This window comes from Nonomuraea turcica (assembly GCF_030718205.1).
In the GTDB taxonomy this organism is placed as follows: Bacteria; Actinomycetota; Actinomycetes; order Streptosporangiales; family Streptosporangiaceae; genus Nonomuraea.
Window position 1 is genome coordinate 18,992 of sequence record NZ_JAUZQF010000008.1, and the last position, 15,869, is coordinate 34,860.

General features: G+C 70.1%; 15 protein-coding genes. 9 read left to right on the top strand and 6 right to left on the bottom strand.

Annotation, left to right across the window (positions count from 1 at the left end; translation table 11 throughout):
- Nucleotides 1-103 precede the first annotated feature (103 nt).
- The 5 genes from Q9G87_RS21250 to Q9G87_RS21270 form a co-directional block, all read right to left on the bottom strand.
- Nucleotides 104-1,930: a M14 family zinc carboxypeptidase gene (locus tag Q9G87_RS21250; RefSeq protein ID WP_305918164.1), complete on the bottom strand. Its 1,827-nt coding sequence runs from the start codon at nt 1,928-1,930 to the stop codon at nt 104-106.
- A gap of 125 nt (nt 1,931-2,055) precedes the next feature.
- The gene (locus tag Q9G87_RS21255; RefSeq protein WP_305918165.1) at nt 2,056-3,447 is read right to left on the bottom strand and encodes a cellulase family glycosylhydrolase; all 1,392 of its coding nucleotides are present in this window, start codon (nt 3,445-3,447) and stop codon (nt 2,056-2,058) included.
- A 103-nt stretch (nt 3,448-3,550) separates the two neighbouring features.
- Nucleotides 3,551-4,150 carry a hypothetical protein gene (locus tag Q9G87_RS21260; RefSeq protein ID WP_371825803.1) on the bottom strand — a complete coding sequence of 200 codons (600 nt, stop codon included), beginning with the start codon at nt 4,148-4,150 and terminating at the stop codon, nt 3,551-3,553.
- Complete coding sequence (locus Q9G87_RS21265; protein ID WP_305918166.1) at nt 4,147-5,538, bottom strand: selenium-binding protein SBP56-related protein; 1,392 nt, start codon at nt 5,536-5,538, stop codon at nt 4,147-4,149. Before Q9G87_RS21265 ends, Q9G87_RS21260 begins: the two co-directional genes overlap by 4 nt.
- 31 nt (nt 5,539-5,569) lie before the next feature.
- Complete coding sequence (locus Q9G87_RS21270; RefSeq protein ID WP_305918167.1) at nt 5,570-6,433, bottom strand: TIGR03619 family F420-dependent LLM class oxidoreductase; 864 nt, start codon at nt 6,431-6,433, stop codon at nt 5,570-5,572.
- Between the two features lie 90 nt (nt 6,434-6,523).
- Here Q9G87_RS21270 and Q9G87_RS21275 point away from each other — a divergent pair, with 90 nt between their 5' ends.
- The 3 genes from Q9G87_RS21275 (at nt 6,524) to Q9G87_RS21285 (ending at nt 9,226) form a co-directional block, all read left to right on the top strand.
- Nucleotides 6,524-7,717, top strand: a complete 1,194-nt coding sequence (locus Q9G87_RS21275) for a serine hydrolase domain-containing protein (RefSeq protein ID WP_305918168.1) — start codon at nt 6,524-6,526, stop codon at nt 7,715-7,717.
- A gap of 4 nt (nt 7,718-7,721) precedes the next feature.
- Nucleotides 7,722-8,369 (top strand): leucine efflux protein LeuE, encoded by a 648-nt coding sequence (gene leuE, locus Q9G87_RS21280; RefSeq protein WP_305918169.1) that lies wholly within the window; start codon nt 7,722-7,724, stop codon nt 8,367-8,369.
- A 215-nt stretch (nt 8,370-8,584) separates the two neighbouring features.
- The gene (locus tag Q9G87_RS21285; RefSeq protein ID WP_305918170.1) at nt 8,585-9,226 is read left to right on the top strand and encodes a VC0807 family protein; all 642 of its coding nucleotides are present in this window, start codon (nt 8,585-8,587) and stop codon (nt 9,224-9,226) included.
- On the opposite strand, the gene Q9G87_RS21290 is transcribed toward Q9G87_RS21285, so the two are convergent.
- Nucleotides 9,186-10,382, bottom strand: a complete 1,197-nt coding sequence (locus Q9G87_RS21290; protein WP_305918171.1) for a sensor histidine kinase — start codon at nt 10,380-10,382, stop codon at nt 9,186-9,188. The genes Q9G87_RS21285 and Q9G87_RS21290 overlap by 41 nt on opposite strands.
- 420 nt (nt 10,383-10,802) lie before the next feature.
- Here Q9G87_RS21290 and Q9G87_RS21295 point away from each other — a divergent pair, with 420 nt between their 5' ends.
- From Q9G87_RS21295 to Q9G87_RS21320, 6 genes are all read left to right on the top strand, one after another.
- Nucleotides 10,803-11,420, top strand: a complete 618-nt coding sequence (locus tag Q9G87_RS21295) for a DedA family protein (protein ID WP_305918172.1) — start codon at nt 10,803-10,805, stop codon at nt 11,418-11,420.
- A 36-nt stretch (nt 11,421-11,456) separates the two neighbouring features.
- Nucleotides 11,457-12,269, top strand: a complete 813-nt coding sequence (locus Q9G87_RS21300; protein WP_305918173.1) for a DMT family transporter — start codon at nt 11,457-11,459, stop codon at nt 12,267-12,269.
- Nucleotides 12,270-12,365: 96 nt separating this feature from the next.
- Entirely contained in the window at nt 12,366-13,571 is a 1,206-nt protein-coding gene (locus Q9G87_RS21305) for a glycosyltransferase (protein ID WP_305918174.1), read from the top strand.
- Nucleotides 13,568-14,248 carry a DUF998 domain-containing protein gene (locus Q9G87_RS21310; RefSeq protein WP_305918175.1) on the top strand — a complete coding sequence of 227 codons (681 nt, stop codon included), beginning with the start codon at nt 13,568-13,570 and terminating at the stop codon, nt 14,246-14,248. Before Q9G87_RS21305 ends, Q9G87_RS21310 begins: the two co-directional genes overlap by 4 nt.
- A gap of 57 nt (nt 14,249-14,305) precedes the next feature.
- Nucleotides 14,306-15,112 carry a cytochrome P450 gene (locus Q9G87_RS21315; RefSeq protein WP_305918176.1) on the top strand — a complete coding sequence of 269 codons (807 nt, stop codon included), beginning with the start codon at nt 14,306-14,308 and terminating at the stop codon, nt 15,110-15,112.
- The gene (locus tag Q9G87_RS21320) at nt 15,109-15,864 is read left to right on the top strand and encodes an isocitrate lyase/PEP mutase family protein (protein WP_305918177.1); all 756 of its coding nucleotides are present in this window, start codon (nt 15,109-15,111) and stop codon (nt 15,862-15,864) included. The genes Q9G87_RS21315 and Q9G87_RS21320 overlap by 4 nt, the downstream gene beginning before the upstream one ends.
- The last annotated feature ends 5 nt before the right edge of the window (nt 15,865-15,869 follow it).

Sequence of the window (15,869 nt, forward strand, 5' to 3'; positions counted from 1 at the left end):
AGAGTTATCGCGATCGTAGCTTTGACACCCCGCCCTTACAAGACCCAAAAACACGGCTCCGCCGTACGGGACGGCGATCCCGTACGGCGGAGCGCGGTGTGTTCTACGGCTGCTGGGTGATCCTGACGTCGTCGACGCCGGCCTCGACCAGGGAGGCCCCTGAGGCGTCGGCGGCGTCGATGAGGATGCGGACCGTCTGGCCCGCGAAGGCGTTCAGGCTCGCGGTGGCCGTGGCCCAGGAGCCGTTGCGGTTGGAGGCCGCGCCGGCCTGCTGGAACACCGTGGCCGTGGTGGTGCCCACGACGCGGACCCTGAGATAGTCGGCGCTGGAGGAGTTCGAGCCGTGTGCCAGATACCACGACAAGGAGAGGTTGAGCGCGCCGGTGGACGGCAGGGCGATCGGCGGTGACTGGATCGAGGTGACGCCGCCGTCGATGTCGTAGGCGCCCGCCGAAGAGCCGGCCAGCCGGCCGGTCACGAGATCGTTCGTGCCGCTGATCGTCGTGCCCAGTTGCTTGGCACCCGAGGACGTGGTGGCCTCGGGGTCACCGCGCTCCCACTGGCCGAGGGTCGCGGCGTCGGTGCCGCCCGGGTTGACGGTCCAGCCCGTGGCCGTCTCGAACGTGTCGGAGTAGACGGTCACCGGCGGGTTGCCGGTGCCGCAGTACTGGGCCTCCTTGCCGATGATCCGGTAGACGCAGTCCGAGTATTCGAGGAAGCGCAGCACGGCCTCCCTGTTGCGGGTGGTCTGGGGGACGATCGCCTCGTCAGGCGGGTAGAAGCCGGGACTGGAGCCGGTCGGGTACATCTCGAACGTGAAGCTGAAGATCTTGTAGACGCCCCACATCCAGTCGTCGATGGTGCCGTCGGTGATGTAGAGGTCGCTGGCCTGCTCCGGTGTGTAGCCGTTGGTGGAGGCCATGTTCTGGCCGAGCGTGGCGTGCGCGTCCCGGTCGTCCTGGGTCAGGCCGGGCGCGGTGTCGTTGAAGGTGTAGCCGTAGGGCCACAGGATGAGCTCGCTGTAGGTGTGCCAGTCGATGTGCGCCTTGATCTGCTGGGTGCCGCCGACGACGCGGCTGCGTACCCAGTTGGCCGCCGCCCTGACCTCGGGTGCCGACTCCGCGCTCGCGCCGCGGTAGGTGTCGCTGGACGCCGAACCGGAGGAGCCGCCGCAGCAGCCCCAGTTGTAGGCCCAGTTGCGGTTCATGTCGGTGCCGACGGCCGTCGAGCCGGAATTGGGCTGGCGGTTCTTGCGCCAGGAGCGGTAGGAGCCGGTGGCGATGTCGTACTCGCCGCCGTCCGGGTTCATGTCGGGCATGATCCAGATTTCCCTGGAGTTGACCAGGTTCGTGATCCTGGAGTCGCTGCCGTAGTTGTCGGCGAGCAGGTGCATGATGTACAGCGCCATCTCGACCGTCAGGTGCTCGCGGGCGTGCTGGTGGGCGGTGAAGAGCACCTCGGGCTCGGCCTCGTCGGCGCCCACGTTGTCGCTGATCTTGATGAGCCGCAGCGCCCTTCCCTCGTAGGAGGTGCCGTACGTCGTCTGGCTGACGATGTTCGGGTGGGCCGCGACCAGGGCGTTGATGTTCGCGGTCATTTCCGCGTAGTTGTGGTAAGCGGAGTCCGCCGGCGGGAAGTCAAACGCGTCGACGGACGGGGGTGTCGGGCGCGGGACCTCCGCAACCCGGTAGCCGAGCCGCTTGATGGCGGCGACCTCGGCTTCCGTGGCCGTGACCAGGACCGAGTCCGCGGTCACCTCCTCGATGGCCGCGCCGGTGGCGGCGACGGAGCTGCGCTGCTGGGCCGTGGCCGGGCCCTGCACGCGGTACTGCTTGTTGGGCGGTGGCTCGGCGGAGGCGCCCGCTCCTGTCATGCCGGTAAGGCAGATCAGGCCTAGGGCCGCCAGCAGGATGACTAATCGGCGTTTCACCACGTCCTCCTCAGACGCTCGGGACTCGGATGTTGACCGGCGCCTGAACTGAGAGTGAAGACACGAGCATCCCTCGGAAAGACCCAATTTTCCCGTCCGGCTGCCGGGACGGCGCGCCGGCGAGGTCAGAAGTCGTCAGGGGTGCGGATGCGGTCACGGACCCAGACGCCGGCCGGCTTGAGGCGGGAGGTGCCGGCGAACGGGCCGCTCGGGCAGGTGCCCTCGGTGAAGACGGCGCCTGAGCGGAAGTCGTCCGAGAAGTTCCAGTTCACCCAGCTGATCTTCTTCTGCGCCATCAGGTCGAGGTACTGCTGCGCCCGGGTGAAGTTGTTCGACCCGTCTCCGGAGGCGGTCTGGGTGCCGAACTCCGTGACGAACATCGGGATCCGGTCGGCCGCCCGGGACAGCGCGTTGAGGTATTCGGTCCCGTGGGAGGCGGCGTAGAAGTGGAAGGTGTACATGATGTTGGTGGCGTTGACCGGGTTGTTGATCACTTCGGTCTCGGTGGCGCCGTCCGAGACGCCCAGGGACGACCAGGCGCGGGTGCCGATCAAGATGGGGGTCTCCGGGTCGTACTGCCTGATCACCGGGATGAGCTGGTGCGCGTAGTTCCTGATCGTGGACCAGGAGACGCCGTTCGGCTCGTTGGCGATCTCGTAGAGGAGGTTGTTCTTGCCGTTGTGCCGCTGGGCGATCTCGGTGAAGAACGTCCTGGCCCGCGACAGGTTGTAGTTGGGGTCGCCGGGGGTGAGCATGTGCCAGTCGACGATGGCGTACATGCCGCGCGCCGTCGCCTGCTCGATCAGGTTGTGCACCCGGTCGGTGAACAGGCGCGGGTTGGTCTCGTACCCGTCTTCCTGGATGTACATGGAGATGCGCAGCACATCGGCCTTCCAGTCGCCGGCCAGGGCGTCGAGGGAGGCGGTGTTGAGGCACTGGTAATACCACTGCAGGCCGTGCGAGCTCATGCCGCGGAGCTGGATCTCCTTGCCGTTCTGGTTGCAGAGCTTGATGCCGCACACCCGCAACTGCCCGTTGGCCTGCACGGGCGTGCCACCGCTCGACGGGGTGCCGACCACCAGGCGGTCCAGGTTCGGGCCGCCGTTCGCGGTGGTGGCGGTGGCGCGGACGGTGTTGGCACCGGCGTTCAGCGTCGTGGTGAGCGTGGTCTCCTGCCAGGTGGCCCAGGCGCCGGTGCCCGGGAAGTCCCGGTTGGTCGCGGCGCCGTTCACGGCGATGGCCATCGGGCGGTTGGTGGTGGTGCCGTTGGCGTACCGGAAGGTCAGGGTGGCGGGGCCGGCGGTGGCGGCGGTGACGGTGAACTCGACGTACGAGCCGGTGGCGTTGGCGTAGTTGACGAAGCCGGTGCCGCTGTAACCGGCGTGGTTCGACTCGACCGCGCCCTGGGAGATCGTGGCGTTCTCGGCCTCGTACGTCGTCGCCGCCCGGGCGGGGGCCGCGTGTAAGCAGGCGATGACGAGCGCGGCCAGCGTGGCGAGCCGCAGGGATCGAAGCATGGGCGAGCGCTCCCCTTGTTGATTAGGAAACTTTACTAACAAGCAAGGGGAGCGTAGATCCGCACATGGTCAACCGACAAGACCCAAATTTTGACCGGCCCGGTCAAGCCTGCAGAACGGTGATGATCCCGGCGGCCACGAGCGCCACCGCCCACATGCGGTCCACGTTGAACCAGGCGCGTCGGAGCACGCTGAGTCCGGCGATCTCGTAAACGATCACTGCGACCGTCCCGGCGACCAGGAACATGGCAAGGGTGTGCAGGGCCGCCACCCCCAGTCCTCCCGACATGGCATGACCGGCGTGGCCCTCGGCGTGCAACCCGGTGAGTACGGGCAGCAACATCAGTCCGGCCCCGTGCGCGGACGACATGAGGAATGACCACCCGGCCAGCTGCCACAACGACAACCGCATGCCCACCCACCGGAAGTGCCGCTTGGACAGCAGGCGCCACAGGCCGAAGGCCACCAGCGCCACGCCGCCACCGATTGACAGCACGGCGCCGGTGACCAGGGAGCCGGTGGCCGCCACGGCGAGCGCCACCAGGGCCACCGAGCCCAGGTGCCCCAGCGCGATCATCGGGATCGACTGCAGGAGCCGGTCCCTGCTGCGCTCCTGCAGGCCGCGGGCGACGGCGAAGAGCCAGCCCATGGCCGGGTTCAGGCCGTGGAAGGCCCCGAGAAGCAGCACCGCCGTAACGGTCACGGGTAGCAGTAGGAGTCGGAGGAGGCGTCCCCACCCTGCAGGCGTACCTGGTGGGGGCGTAGGCCGCGGAAATCGTCGCCGTGCGGGAAGAAGCGGGTGTCGAAGGCGAACCCGTCGGTGTCGATCTTGGCCATCCAGGCGCCGACGCCGTCCGGATAGAACTGGTCGTCCCAGGCGCCGTACAGGGAGTTGGTGAGGTAGACGCGGCGGCCGTCGCGGCTGACCTCGACCATCTGCGGGCCGCCGCGCAGGCCGAGCCCGGGCTCGGCCGGGTGCGGGACCTGCCCGACGATGCCGCCGATCCGCAGCGATCCCAGCTCCACCGGCTGGTACGGATCCGACACGTCGTACTGCTTGATCTCGCCGGTGCCCCAGCACGAGACGTAGAGCCGCTGGTCGTCCACCGAGAGCGCGATGTCGGTCACGAGCGGAGGCACCGCGCCGAACGGCTGCAGCAGCGGCGGCAGGCTGCCGGCGTCGGCCGGTTCCGCGGGGATGGAGATGACCTTGCGGACCTGCCATCGGCCGTCCTCGTGGAACCAGAGCCACACGGAGGCCGACAGGTCCTCGACGCTGACGGCCACGCCGACGAAGCCGTACAGGCGGGTCGGGTCGTGGGCGGGGCGCAGCTCCAGCGGCATCTGGTGCTGGTCGCCGAGGTCGACCTCCTGGACGTGGGTCCGCTTGCGGAGGTCCCAGAAATGCAGCTTATGGCCGTATTTCCGGCCGAGCAGCAGCTCCCCGACCAGCCCGTCCTCGATCATGGACGGTGTCCCCCACTCCGAGGACACCAGCACGTCGTGGTTGATGTGCCACCAGAAGTCGTAGGCCAGGTACTGCGGCCCCCGCTCCAGCTCCCACTGCCCGACCACCTCGAAGGTGGTGTGATCGAGCACCGCGATGCCGCCCGGCCCGTCCTGCCCGTTCGCGCCGCCGAGCGCCGACACGTACAGGCCCTCGGGGCCGCAGTGCACGGTGTGCGGACGCGAGTAACCCGCGCGGCGAGCGAGGGTCTCCGGTTCGACGACCTTGACCAGCTCCGGGCTGATCCGGTCCTTGGTGTCGTAGATGTGGATACGCGAGGAGCGGAGCCCGGGCACGACCAGGTAACGCCGCTCGACGTGCGGATGCGGCGCGTTGGGGCACAGGGCGCTGCTGCACGCGTTCCAGCCGAAGTGGTGCAGCTCGTCACCGGTGTTCGGCAGGTCCGTCCAGCCCGCGACCGTGCCGTAGCCGGGCGAGGAGGGATCGGTGTCGATGACGGCCAGCGCGTCCGGCCGCTCGGCGGTGCGGTCGAAGGCGGCGACGTAGGCCAGTTGCTCGGGCGGTGCGCCGGCCGCGTCCCTCGGCGAGGGGTAGAACGTGGGATCGGGAGTCCAGAGTGTCATTACTCCAGGTATAGACCGATTCCCGACCCGGTCAATGGGTATTGAGCTGCTGGATGCGGCCGACCATCTCGTCCGGGTCCCCGTCAAAGGGATGCCAGAACACGTGGTCCACACCCAGCGCCCGGGCCTCGGCCAGGTCCTCGGCCACCTGCTCCGGCGAGCCGGTCAGCGGCATCCGCTCGTCCAGCGGCCGATCCGTGATCAGCCCGTTGACCTGGGCGACCAGGGGCCCCTGGCCGCCCTTGCGGTACGTCTCGGCGGACTGCCTGAGCTGGTCCCAGGCGAACACCACCACGGTCAGCCCCAGCCCGAGCCTGGCCGCCCGCTCGATGGCGGCCGGCGCCGCCGCCCCCGCCAGCAGCGTCAGCCCGGTGGGCTTGGGGGCGATCTCCGACTCAGGGATGGTGTAGAAGCGGCCGTCGAAACGCACTGGGTCGGGGCCCCAGCAGGCGCGCATGGCGGCGAGGTGTTCCTCGAAACCGGCGCCGCGCCGTCTGGCGGGGATCCCCGTCGCGTCGAACTCCTGCTGCATCCACCCCTGCCCCAGGCCGATCACGGCGCGCCCGCCGCTGAGCCTGTCGAGCGTCGCCAGGCGCTTGGCCAGCACGACCGGACTGTGGAACAGCGCGTCCACGACGCTCGTGCCGAGCCTGATCGTGCTGGTTTTGGCCGCGACGTACGCCAGCGTCTCCAGCGGGTCGTACACCAGCGCATTGTTGTCGGGCAGCGGCATGGACTGGTCGGTGCCGGCGAACACCGCCTCGGCCGGCCGCAGGAGGCGCTCGAACGCCCACACCGCGCCCAGTCCCGCCCGCTCCGCCGCCAGCGCCACCCTGACGATCGCCTCCGGGTCCGCCTGCCGCCCCGACGTGGGGAGGCCGATTCCGAGATCCATCTGTGGCTCCTCTCTGTTCGCTGGATTGACCGTGATGACAACGAGAAGTCATCGGTTTACAGGGGCTCCCTTTCGTGATGCATTCGGGCAATGAGCGTGCAAGGCACTTGTGATCCAGGGTTCTCCCAGGTCGCGGAGGAGTTCGAGGCCAACCTCGCCACCCGCGGCGAAGTGGGCGCGTCGGTGTGCGTGATCGTGGACGGCGAGGTCGTCGTCGACCTGTGGGGCGGGCAGACGGCGCCCGGCCGCCCCTGGGAGCGCGACACCATCGGGCACGTCTGGTCGTGCACCAAGGGCGCGACCGCCTTGTGCGCCCACATCCTGGCCGGGCGCGGCGAGCTCGACCTGAACGCGCCGGTCGTGCGCTACTGGCCCGAGTACGGCGCCAAGGGCAAGGAAGCGACGCTCGTCCGTCACCTGCTCGCCCACCGGGCGGGACTGCCCGTGTTCCGGGAGCCGCTGCCTCCGGGCGCCTTCTACGACTGGAAGCTGATGGCAGACCGGCTCGCGGAGGAGGAGCCGTTCTGGGTACCGGGCACTGCACACGGGTATCACGCGCTGACGTTCGGCTATCTCGTCGGCGAGGTCGTCCGGCGGGTGAGCGGGCGCTCGCTCGGCACGTTCTTCCGCGAGGAAGTGGCCGAGCCGCTCGGCCTGGAGTTCTGGCTCGGGCTGCCTGAAGAGCAGGAAGGCAGGGTCGCACCGACGATCCCCGCCGACCCTCCGGAGGCGCCGCCCACGTTCTACGTCAGGGCCTTCACCGATCCCACCTCGGTCCCGGCGCTGCTGCTGGCCCACGAGGGCGGCTTCATGGCGCCCGGGGAGTCGGACAGCCGGGCGGCGCACGCGGCCGAGCTCGGGGCCGTCGGCGGGATCACAAACGCGCGGAACCTGGCGGGCCTGTACCGGCCGCTGTCGCTCGGCGGGGGTGAGCTCGTCAGCCGCGAGCAGCTCCAGATCATGGCGCTGACCGAGTCCGCGGGCACGGACGCGGTGCTGGCCGTGCCGACCCGCTTCTCCCTGGGATTCATGAAGGCCGCCGACAACCGATACCTGCCGGGGTCCGACAGCGAGGGCGCGCTGTTGTCGGCGACCGCGTTCGGGCACGCGGGGATGGGGGGATCCGTCGGATTCTGCGATCCGACGGCCCGGCTGGCCTTCGGCTACACGATGAACAAGCAGGGCGCGGGGCTCGGGATCAATCCGCGAGGGCAGGCCATGGTGGACGCGACCTACCGAACGCTGGGCTATCGGCAGCTCCAAGGAGGCGTTTGGTACATATAGTCCCATGTTCTTCGGCATCACGGACTTCTGGGCCTATGTGATCGGCGCCTTCCTGATCATCCTCCTGCCCGGCCCGAACTCCCTCTACGTCCTCAGCTTCGCCGCCCAGCACGGCGTGCGGCAGGGCTACCGGGCCGCGGCAGGCGTCTTCGTCGGCGACGCGGTGCTGATGGTCCTGTCCGCCGCCGGCGCCGCGTCCCTCCTGCGCTCGAACCCGGTGCTGTTCACGATCGTCAAGTACGCGGGCGCCGGCTACCTGGCCTGGATCGGCTTCCAGATGATCAGGGGCGCCTGGAGGTCGCGACGAGCCCTGGCGGCCGAGGAGGCGCCGGTGACGGTGGAACACCAGCCGCGCCCGTTCCGCAAGGCCCTCATGATCAGCTTGCTGAACCCGAAGGCGATTCTGTTCTTCATCTCCTTCTTCGTCCAGTTCGTGGACCCGGCGTACGCGACGCCGGCGCTGTCGTTCCTGATCCTCGGCGCGGTGATCCAGGTCTTCAGTTTTCTCTACCTGACGTCGCTGATCTTCGGCGGAACGTTCCTGGCCGCTCAGTTCCGCCGGCGCCGACGGCTCAGCGCCGGTCTGACCTCGTGCGTCGGCGCCGTCTTCGTGGGATTCGGCGCGAAGTTGGCCACCGCTTCACTCGGCTGAAAGCGTGGTTCAAGGCTCTGCTGATTTCGTAGGAAACAGATGGAACGTGCACAAAGAGGCGGTCGCACTCCTGCGGCTCGGGTACGGTAGGCCACCGGCGTGCTTCCCGGGGACGCAGAGGTCGCCGCATCGGTTAGCGCGTGCGGTCCATCTGGATAGCCTGGTCCCTCGAAGCCCGGGTAGTCGCTGATCGTCGGCCTATCTGCGGAGCAGCCTTGAATCATCCCCCTGTCGCCCTCCCCCGCCTCACCGCTCTCGTCCGGCAGGCGGCCCCCCGGCTGCTCGAAGGCGTCGTGGCCCCGCTGGCGGTCTTCTACTTGGCCATGGTCGTTCTCGGATTCAAGTGGGCGCTCGTCGCGACCGTCGCCTGGGTCTACCTGGGCGTGGCGTGGCGGCTGGTCAGGCGGGTCAAGGTGCCCGCGACGATGTGGCTGGCCTCGTTCGCGATCACGATCCGGGCGCTGGTGTCGTTCTGGACGGGCACCTGGATGTGGTTCTTCATCCAGCCGGAGATGGGCACGATCTGCATCAGCATGGCCTTCCTCGCTTCCGTGCGGCTGAACAAGCCGCTCGTGCAGAAGCTCACGCTCGACTACATCCATCTGCCGTCGGCGGTGCTCAAGCACGAGCGGATCCGCAGGTTCTTCGCCAGGATCACGTTGTTGTGGGCGTTCGTGCTGCTGATGAACTCGACGTTGAGCATCGCCCTGGCCGTCTATGAGTCGCTGGCCGGATCACTGGGCGCGTTCATGATCCTGCGGACCTCAGCGGTGGCCGTGATCAGCGGTCTGGCGATCGCCTTCTCGATCTTCGCCTTCAAGCGGGTCCTGCACCGGCTGCACGTGGCCCACGCCTGACCGCTCCCTCCTCCCCCGTACGGGGAAGCTCGACGGCCAGCTCGAAGCCGCCCGCGACGGGCCCGGCGGTCAGCGTGCCGCCCACCAGCCGTACGCGTTCCCGCAGCCCCGCCAGCCCCAGACCGCCCGGCCGCGCGCTGGGGCGGGAGCGGGGCGGCCCGTTACGCACGCTCACGCGGTGGGGTGCGACCGTGACCTGCACGGCCGCCCCGGGGGCGTGCTTGGCGGCGTTGGTGAGCCCTTCCTGGACCACGGCGCGCGCCAGGCCGGGCACCGGCCCGCCGTCCAGGTCGAGGGTGATCGCCATGCCCGAGTCCCTGGCCCGCCGCACCAGCTCGGCCACGTCCTCGTCGACGGGCGACAGCGGCGAGGCGTCGGCGTCCTCGCGCAGCAGCCCGATGATCTGCCGCAGTCGCTCCGTGGCGTCCGCCGCCGCCACCCGCAGCTCCCCGGCCGCCTTGACCTGACCGGGATCGAGCCCGGGAGCCAGCTCCAGCCCGGCGGCCCGGACCGCGATGAGGGCCAGATCATGGCCGAGCGAGTCGTGCATGTCTCTGGCGATCCTGGCCCGCTCGCGCAGCCGGGCCTGCGCCTCGGCGGACAGCCTGGCCTGCCGCCGCTGCTGCAGCAACCGCCGTCGCAGCAGCCCCAGGAGGTAGGGCACGAGGTAAGTGCCGAGCAAGCCGGTGACCATGGACACCCACAGGGCCAGATCGCCGCCCATGGCCAGCACCACACTCATGCCGACGGCCGAGATCAGGCCGAACGCCGCCAGCGCCGGCCACGTCCTGATCAGCCGCCGGCCCGTGAGGTAGGCGTACCACATGATGAACGGCGAAGTGGGCAGCAATGGGAGGATCTTCACATTGCGTCTGGGCATCAACCAGCTCAGGTCCACGGTGGCGAACCCATCGCTGAACCGCCACGGCCCGAGTGGCAGCAGCAGCACCAGCGCGGCCAGCGGCCAGCGCCGCCCGACCAGCACCGCCACGGCGGCGAGCGCGAGCCGGGGCGCGGTCACCATGCCGAAGGCGGCCGGATCCTTGAGCGGATCGGGCCCCATGGCGGCGATGAAGATGCCGAGGACGACCCAGAGCAGCAGGTCGTAGACCACCTGGCGGCGGCTCTCCCGGCGCAGCGGGCGCAGACGGTTCACGGCACCGACGTTATCCCCGCGTGGTCGATGCCGGACCTCCTCCAAAGGCAGGAGGCGGCCCTGACGAAAGTCAGCCGCCGAACGGAGTGAGGCCATGAACAGGGTAGAGCGGAGCGCACCGTCGAGGTATGGCTAGCCCCACCCCGAAAGCGCCTACCTCCACTCCTGCGTTCAGCTGCCCGAACGGGTTGGATCGATGGTGTCACTCGGAGGTCGCGTCACCGACCCCGACCAAAGTCGGGGGTGGTGCCTGCCGATCGTCCGATGTGCCATGACCTGCGGAGTTTCTACCTTCAAGGGGTACCGGCCCTGACCCGCATAGGGGACGGGGTCCGCGTTCGACCCGGGGCATCCCCGATGTCCCGGACCGTCGCACACAGAGACGCTGTGTGAGTGCCCTAAGGATCGGAGTACACGCTCATGTCGCACGCCATTCTCGACCTGGTCCATCAGGCGATGTCGTCACCGTGGTTATACGCGGCGCTGTTCGGCCTGGCCCTGCTCGACGGGTTCTTCCCGATCGTGCCGGCCGAGACGTCGGTGATCACGGCGGGGGTCTTCGCCGCGTCCGGAGAGACGAACCTGGCCCTGGTGATGGTGGTCGCGGCACTCGGCGCGTTCGCGGGTGATCACATCTCTTATCTGATCGGCAACAAGTCCGGCGGCAGGCTCAGGAACAAGAAGGCGTTCATCTGGGCCCGCGACGCCCTGGCGGAGCGGGGCGGGCTCGTCCTGGTCGTGGCCAGGTACATCCCCGGAGGGCGCACCGCGACCACGCTGACCATGGGCGCGGTCCGCCATCCGCTGCGCTCGTTCACGTTCTTCGACGCGATCGCGGCGAGCTCGTGGGCGGTGTACTCCGGCCTGATCGGGTTCTTCGGCGGGATGGCGTTCGAGAACGATCCGATCAAGGGTCTGCTGCTCGGCCTGGGCATCGCGGTGTCCATCACCGGGGTCGTGGAGCTCGTGAGATGGCTCAGGAAGCGACGCGCCATCCAAGCTTCTCCAGAACGACTTCCAGCAGACACGTCCGTTTGACACAACCTGGCAACCATCCGTCTGAAAGGAGTGCTGATGACTGTGCTGGCCGCGGCGATCGCCCTGGTCGGTTCGCTGTTCTTCGCGCTCGGAGCCGCCCTGCAGCAGTTCGAGGCCGCCGGCTCGGCCAAGCCGGGGCTGCTCGCCCTGCTGCGGAAGCCGCGCTGGCTGTTCGGCGGCGCCTCCATCGTGGTGGGTGGCGGCCTGCACATCGTCGCGCTCGGACTCGGCCCGCTGACCATCGTCCAGCCGATGGGCGTGGCCAGCCTGCTGTTCGCCCTTCCCATCGCCGCCACCCTGCACGGGCGCAAGCCCTCCCGCCAGGAGCTGGGCGCGGCGGCGGTGGTGGCGGGCGGGCTGATCCTCCTGGTCCTGATGGTCCCCGAGTCGGAGGGGCCCACCCACCTCGACCCCAACGGCGTGCTCACCCTGCTGGGGGTGTCCGGCGTCGCGGCGGTGCTGCTGTGGGCCGGCTCCCAGGTGGTCTCGCCCGCGGCCCGGGCGGCACTGCTGGCGACCAGCTCTGGCGTGCTGTACGGCGCCACGGCCACGCTCATGCGGGTGCTCGTGGACGGCACGTGGAACTGGTGGTACCTGCTGGCGTTGCCCGTGCCGCTGCTGCTGGCACTGGTGATGTTGCAGCGGGCCTACGCCGTCGGCCACTTCGGCGTCTCCTTCGCCTCGCTGCAGATCGCCGACCCGCTGACCGCGGTGGCGTTCGGCGCGCTGCTGCTCGGCGAGCCGCTGCCGACCGGGATCGCGCCGATCGCAGCGGCCGCGCTCACCGCCGCGGGCACCGTCGCCCTGGCCCGGACCAGCCCCTTGGAGGCCCGCAACGAGCTCGCCTGATCCCATGCTCGCCTGCTTCGTTTCTTTCGGCCCCGTTCGTCTTCCGGCCCTCCCCCAGCCGGGTTCTCGTGTGAATTTGGAGTCACCGTCATGGCCATGCCCCTACACAGCGTTACCGCCCGTGCCGATCTTGCCCCCGCACCCGAACGCCCCCGCCGTGTGCTGATCTCGACCGACACCTACCCGCCCGACGTGAACGGCGCGGCGTACTTCACCCACCGCCTGGCCACGGGCCTGGCCGCGCGCGGCAACGACGTGCACGTGGTCTGCCAGTCCGACGTCGGCCCGGCCAGCGCCGAGGTGGTGGACGGCGTGATCGTGCACCGGCTGCGCTCGGCCCCGATCCTGCTCCACCCCACCATGCGGTTCACCGTGCCGACCCGGCTCGACCGGCTGGTCGCCGAGATCAAGCCCGACGTGCTGCACACCCAGGGTCACTTCGTGGTCGGCCGGGCCGCCATCGCCGCCGCCCGCCGCGTGGGCGTGCCCGTCGTGGCCACCAACCACTTCATGCCCGACAACCTCTTCCAGTTCGTGCACCTCCCGGACCGGCTGCGGGTGAAGGCGGGGCAGCTCGCCTGGCGCGACTTCAACCGGATCTTCAATCGGGCCGATCACATCACCACGCCCACCCCGCTGGCCGCCAAGCTCCTGGCCGACCAGGGGTTCGCGCGTACCGTCGAGCCGGTGTCCTGCGGGATCGACCTGGGCAGGTTCCACCCGCACACCGAGCCCAAGGCGTGGGCGCGCAAGCTGTTCGACCTGCCCGACCGGCACACGGTCCTGTTCGTCGGCCGGCTGGACGAGGAGAAGCGCCTCGACGAGCTGGTGCGCGCGCTGCCCCTGGTGCTCAACGAGACCGACGCCCAGGTGGCGCTCGTCGGCAAAGGCAACCAGCGCGGCGAGCTGGAGAAGCTGGCCAGGCGCATCGGCGTGGCCGACCGGGTGTTCTTCCTCGGTTTCGTGCCCGACGAGAGCATGCCGCAGGCGTACGCGGCGGCCGACGTGTTCGCCATGCCGGGCATCGCCGAGCTGCAGAGCATCGCCACGCTGGAGGCCATGGCCACGGGGCTGCCCGTGGTGGCCGCGGACGCGATGGCGCTGCCGCACCTGGTGGACGACAACGGGTTCCTGTTCCCGCCGGGCGACGTGGTGGCGCTGGCCAGGCACCTGACCGGCATCCTGGCCGATGACGATCTGCGGGCCAGGCTCGGCAAGGCCAGCAGGGAGCTGGCGCTCACCCACGACGACCAGTCGTCGCTGGCCCGGTTCGAGACGATCTACGACGAGGTGGCGCGATGACCCCACGGCAGAGTGTCTGGGGCACCTTACTCGGCACGGTCGTGTCGGCGTGCGCGCTCGCGTACGCACAGGTCGCCCTGCCCGCTCAGCCGCTGCTCAGCGACTACGCGCTCGTTTCCGGCGGGCTCGTGCCGGTGCTGATCGGGATGCTGGCGCTGGCGGGGGCGTGCCTGTGTCTGGCGTACGGGCTGGCGGCGGCCGACCCGGCGCGTACGGCGGCCACCCGGGTCCTGCTGCTGGCCGGGGCCGCAGGCCTGATGATGAGCGCGATCTTCCCTACGGATCCCGGCACCTCGCAGGTCGGCTCGCTCTCCGGCGAGATCCACCGCTGGTCGGCGGCGGTGGTGTTCACCTCACTGCCGGTCGCCGGCTGGACCCTGGTGAGGGGCCGGGCGGCGATGCCCCTCTGGAACGCGGTCCGGGCCATGAGCGTGGCCTCCGCGCTGACGCTGGCGGCGTACCTGGCGGCACACCCCGCCACCATCACCTCGCCGCTGATCAACGGTGTGGCCTACTACGGGCCGCTCGAACGTGCCGTGGTGCTGGCCGAGATGGTGCTCATCATGGTGATGGCGCTGGCGTCCGCCGCCGAACGGCCGGCGATGGCCAACCGGACCGCGCCGGCGAAGCCCACCTCCGAGACGGCCGGGCCCGAGGAGGAGCGGATCGCCGCCTGACCGCGGGCGAGCATGCTTCGACCCCCGTCGAAGGAACCGCCTTCTAGCGTGGGTTCCATGCTCATCACCCGCCATGCCGAAGCCAGGACGGTCCTCGATGACCCCAGATATGTGCCGCCTCCCGTGTCCCAGGACGGCAGGGAGGGGACACTCGCGTGGCTGCGGGCGCACGTGTCGCGGTTCAGCACCGGCGACTCGCACGCCCGGCGGCGCCGCGCGGTCGTCGAGCGGCTGGCCGCGCTGGACCCCGCCGAGCTCCGATCCGCGGCCAGGGCCATGACCCTGGAGCGTGGCGGCGAGTGGCGGGGCGTGCCGACGCAGGTGCTCGGGGCCGCGCTCGGTGTCAAGGACACCGCCGCCGTGCCGGCCGCGGCGAGCGGCTACCTGTCGGGCGAGGAGAGCCCGGAGTCCGATGCCGCCGTCGCCACCCTGCTCGACCAGGCCGACCTGCCGGCCGTCACGCTGCTGCTGCAGGCGTACGCCGCCACGGAGGGACTCATCGAGAACGCGCTCAGGCACGCCTCCTGCGACGCCGCACGCCCGGCCGCCCAGCCGAGCCCGCCCTCGTCCGCCGCGCCGCACAGCACGCGGACCGGCGTCGACGTCGAGGCCCTGCTGCACGAGACGCTCCGGCATGATCCGCCGCTCAAGGCCACGCGCCGGCTGGACACCCGCACCGGTGGTGAGGTGACGATCGACCTGGTGGCCGCCAACCGGGACCCCGGCGTGTTCACCGATCCCGACCGGTTCGACCCGACGCGAGGCCCGGCCCCGCACCTGACGTTCGGCCACGGCCTCCGCCCGTGCCCGGCCCCCGGCCACGCGCTCGCCCTGGCCGCCGGCGTCCTGGAGGGACTGCTGTGACTGCTGTGAATTTCCGCGACCTGCACCGTCCCGGCGACCCGCTGCTGCTGCCGAACGCCTGGGACTATGGCTCGGCCGCCGTCCTGGCCGCGCAGGGGTTCCCGGCGATCGGCACGACCAGCCTCGGCGTGGCCGCCGTGCACGGCAAGCCGGACGCGGCCGGCGCCACCCGGGCCGAGACGATCGAGCTGGCGGAGTCGATCAAGGACCTCGGCGTCCTGGTCACCGTCGACATCGAGGGCGGCTTCAGCGACGACCCGGCCGAGGTGTCCGACCTGGTGGCGAGCCTGGGCGCGCTCGGCGTGGCCGGCGTCAACCTGGAGGACGGCCGCCCCGACGGCACGTTGCGCCCGATCGGCCTGCATCAGCGGATCATCGAAGCGGCCACGGGCCACGGCGTGTTCGTCAACGCCCGTACGGACACGTGCTGGCTGCGGACCGGCGCCACCCGTGAGCGAGTCCGGGCGTACGGCCACGCCGACGGGATCTTCGTACCGGGGCTGAGCGATCTCGGCGAGATCGCGGAGGTGGCGGCGAGCACGCCGCTGCCGCTCAACGTGCTCTACCAGCCGGGCGGCCCCACACTGGCCGAGCTCGCCGAGGCCGGCGTGGCCAGGGTGAGCACCGGGTCCCTGCTGTATCGGGCGGCGATCCAGGGCGCGCTGGCGACGGTGCTCGGCATCCGCGGTGAGCCTGCACCCCCGATGCCGACCTATGCGGAGATGGCCGCGTTCTTGCCGCAGCCGCGATAATCGAC

Coding starts and splice junctions, on each gene's coding strand:
- Q9G87_RS21255 (WP_305918165.1), bottom strand. CDS start 3,447: ATGCTTCGATCCCTGCGGCTCGCCACGCTGGCCGCGCTCGTCATCGCC.
- Q9G87_RS21265 (WP_305918166.1), bottom strand. CDS start 5,538: ATGACACTCTGGACTCCCGATCCCACGTTCTACCCCTCGCCGAGGGAC.
- Q9G87_RS21270 (WP_305918167.1), bottom strand. CDS start 6,433: ATGGATCTCGGAATCGGCCTCCCCACGTCGGGGCGGCAGGCGGACCCG.
- Q9G87_RS21275 (WP_305918168.1), top strand. CDS start 6,524: ATGAGCGTGCAAGGCACTTGTGATCCAGGGTTCTCCCAGGTCGCGGAG.
- leuE (WP_305918169.1), top strand. CDS start 7,722: ATGTTCTTCGGCATCACGGACTTCTGGGCCTATGTGATCGGCGCCTTC.
- Q9G87_RS21295 (WP_305918172.1), top strand. CDS start 10,803: ATGTCGCACGCCATTCTCGACCTGGTCCATCAGGCGATGTCGTCACCG.
- Q9G87_RS21300 (WP_305918173.1), top strand. CDS start 11,457: ATGACTGTGCTGGCCGCGGCGATCGCCCTGGTCGGTTCGCTGTTCTTC.
- Q9G87_RS21305 (WP_305918174.1), top strand. CDS start 12,366: ATGCCCCTACACAGCGTTACCGCCCGTGCCGATCTTGCCCCCGCACCC.
- Q9G87_RS21310 (WP_305918175.1), top strand. CDS start 13,568: ATGACCCCACGGCAGAGTGTCTGGGGCACCTTACTCGGCACGGTCGTG.
- Q9G87_RS21315 (WP_305918176.1), top strand. CDS start 14,306: ATGCTCATCACCCGCCATGCCGAAGCCAGGACGGTCCTCGATGACCCC.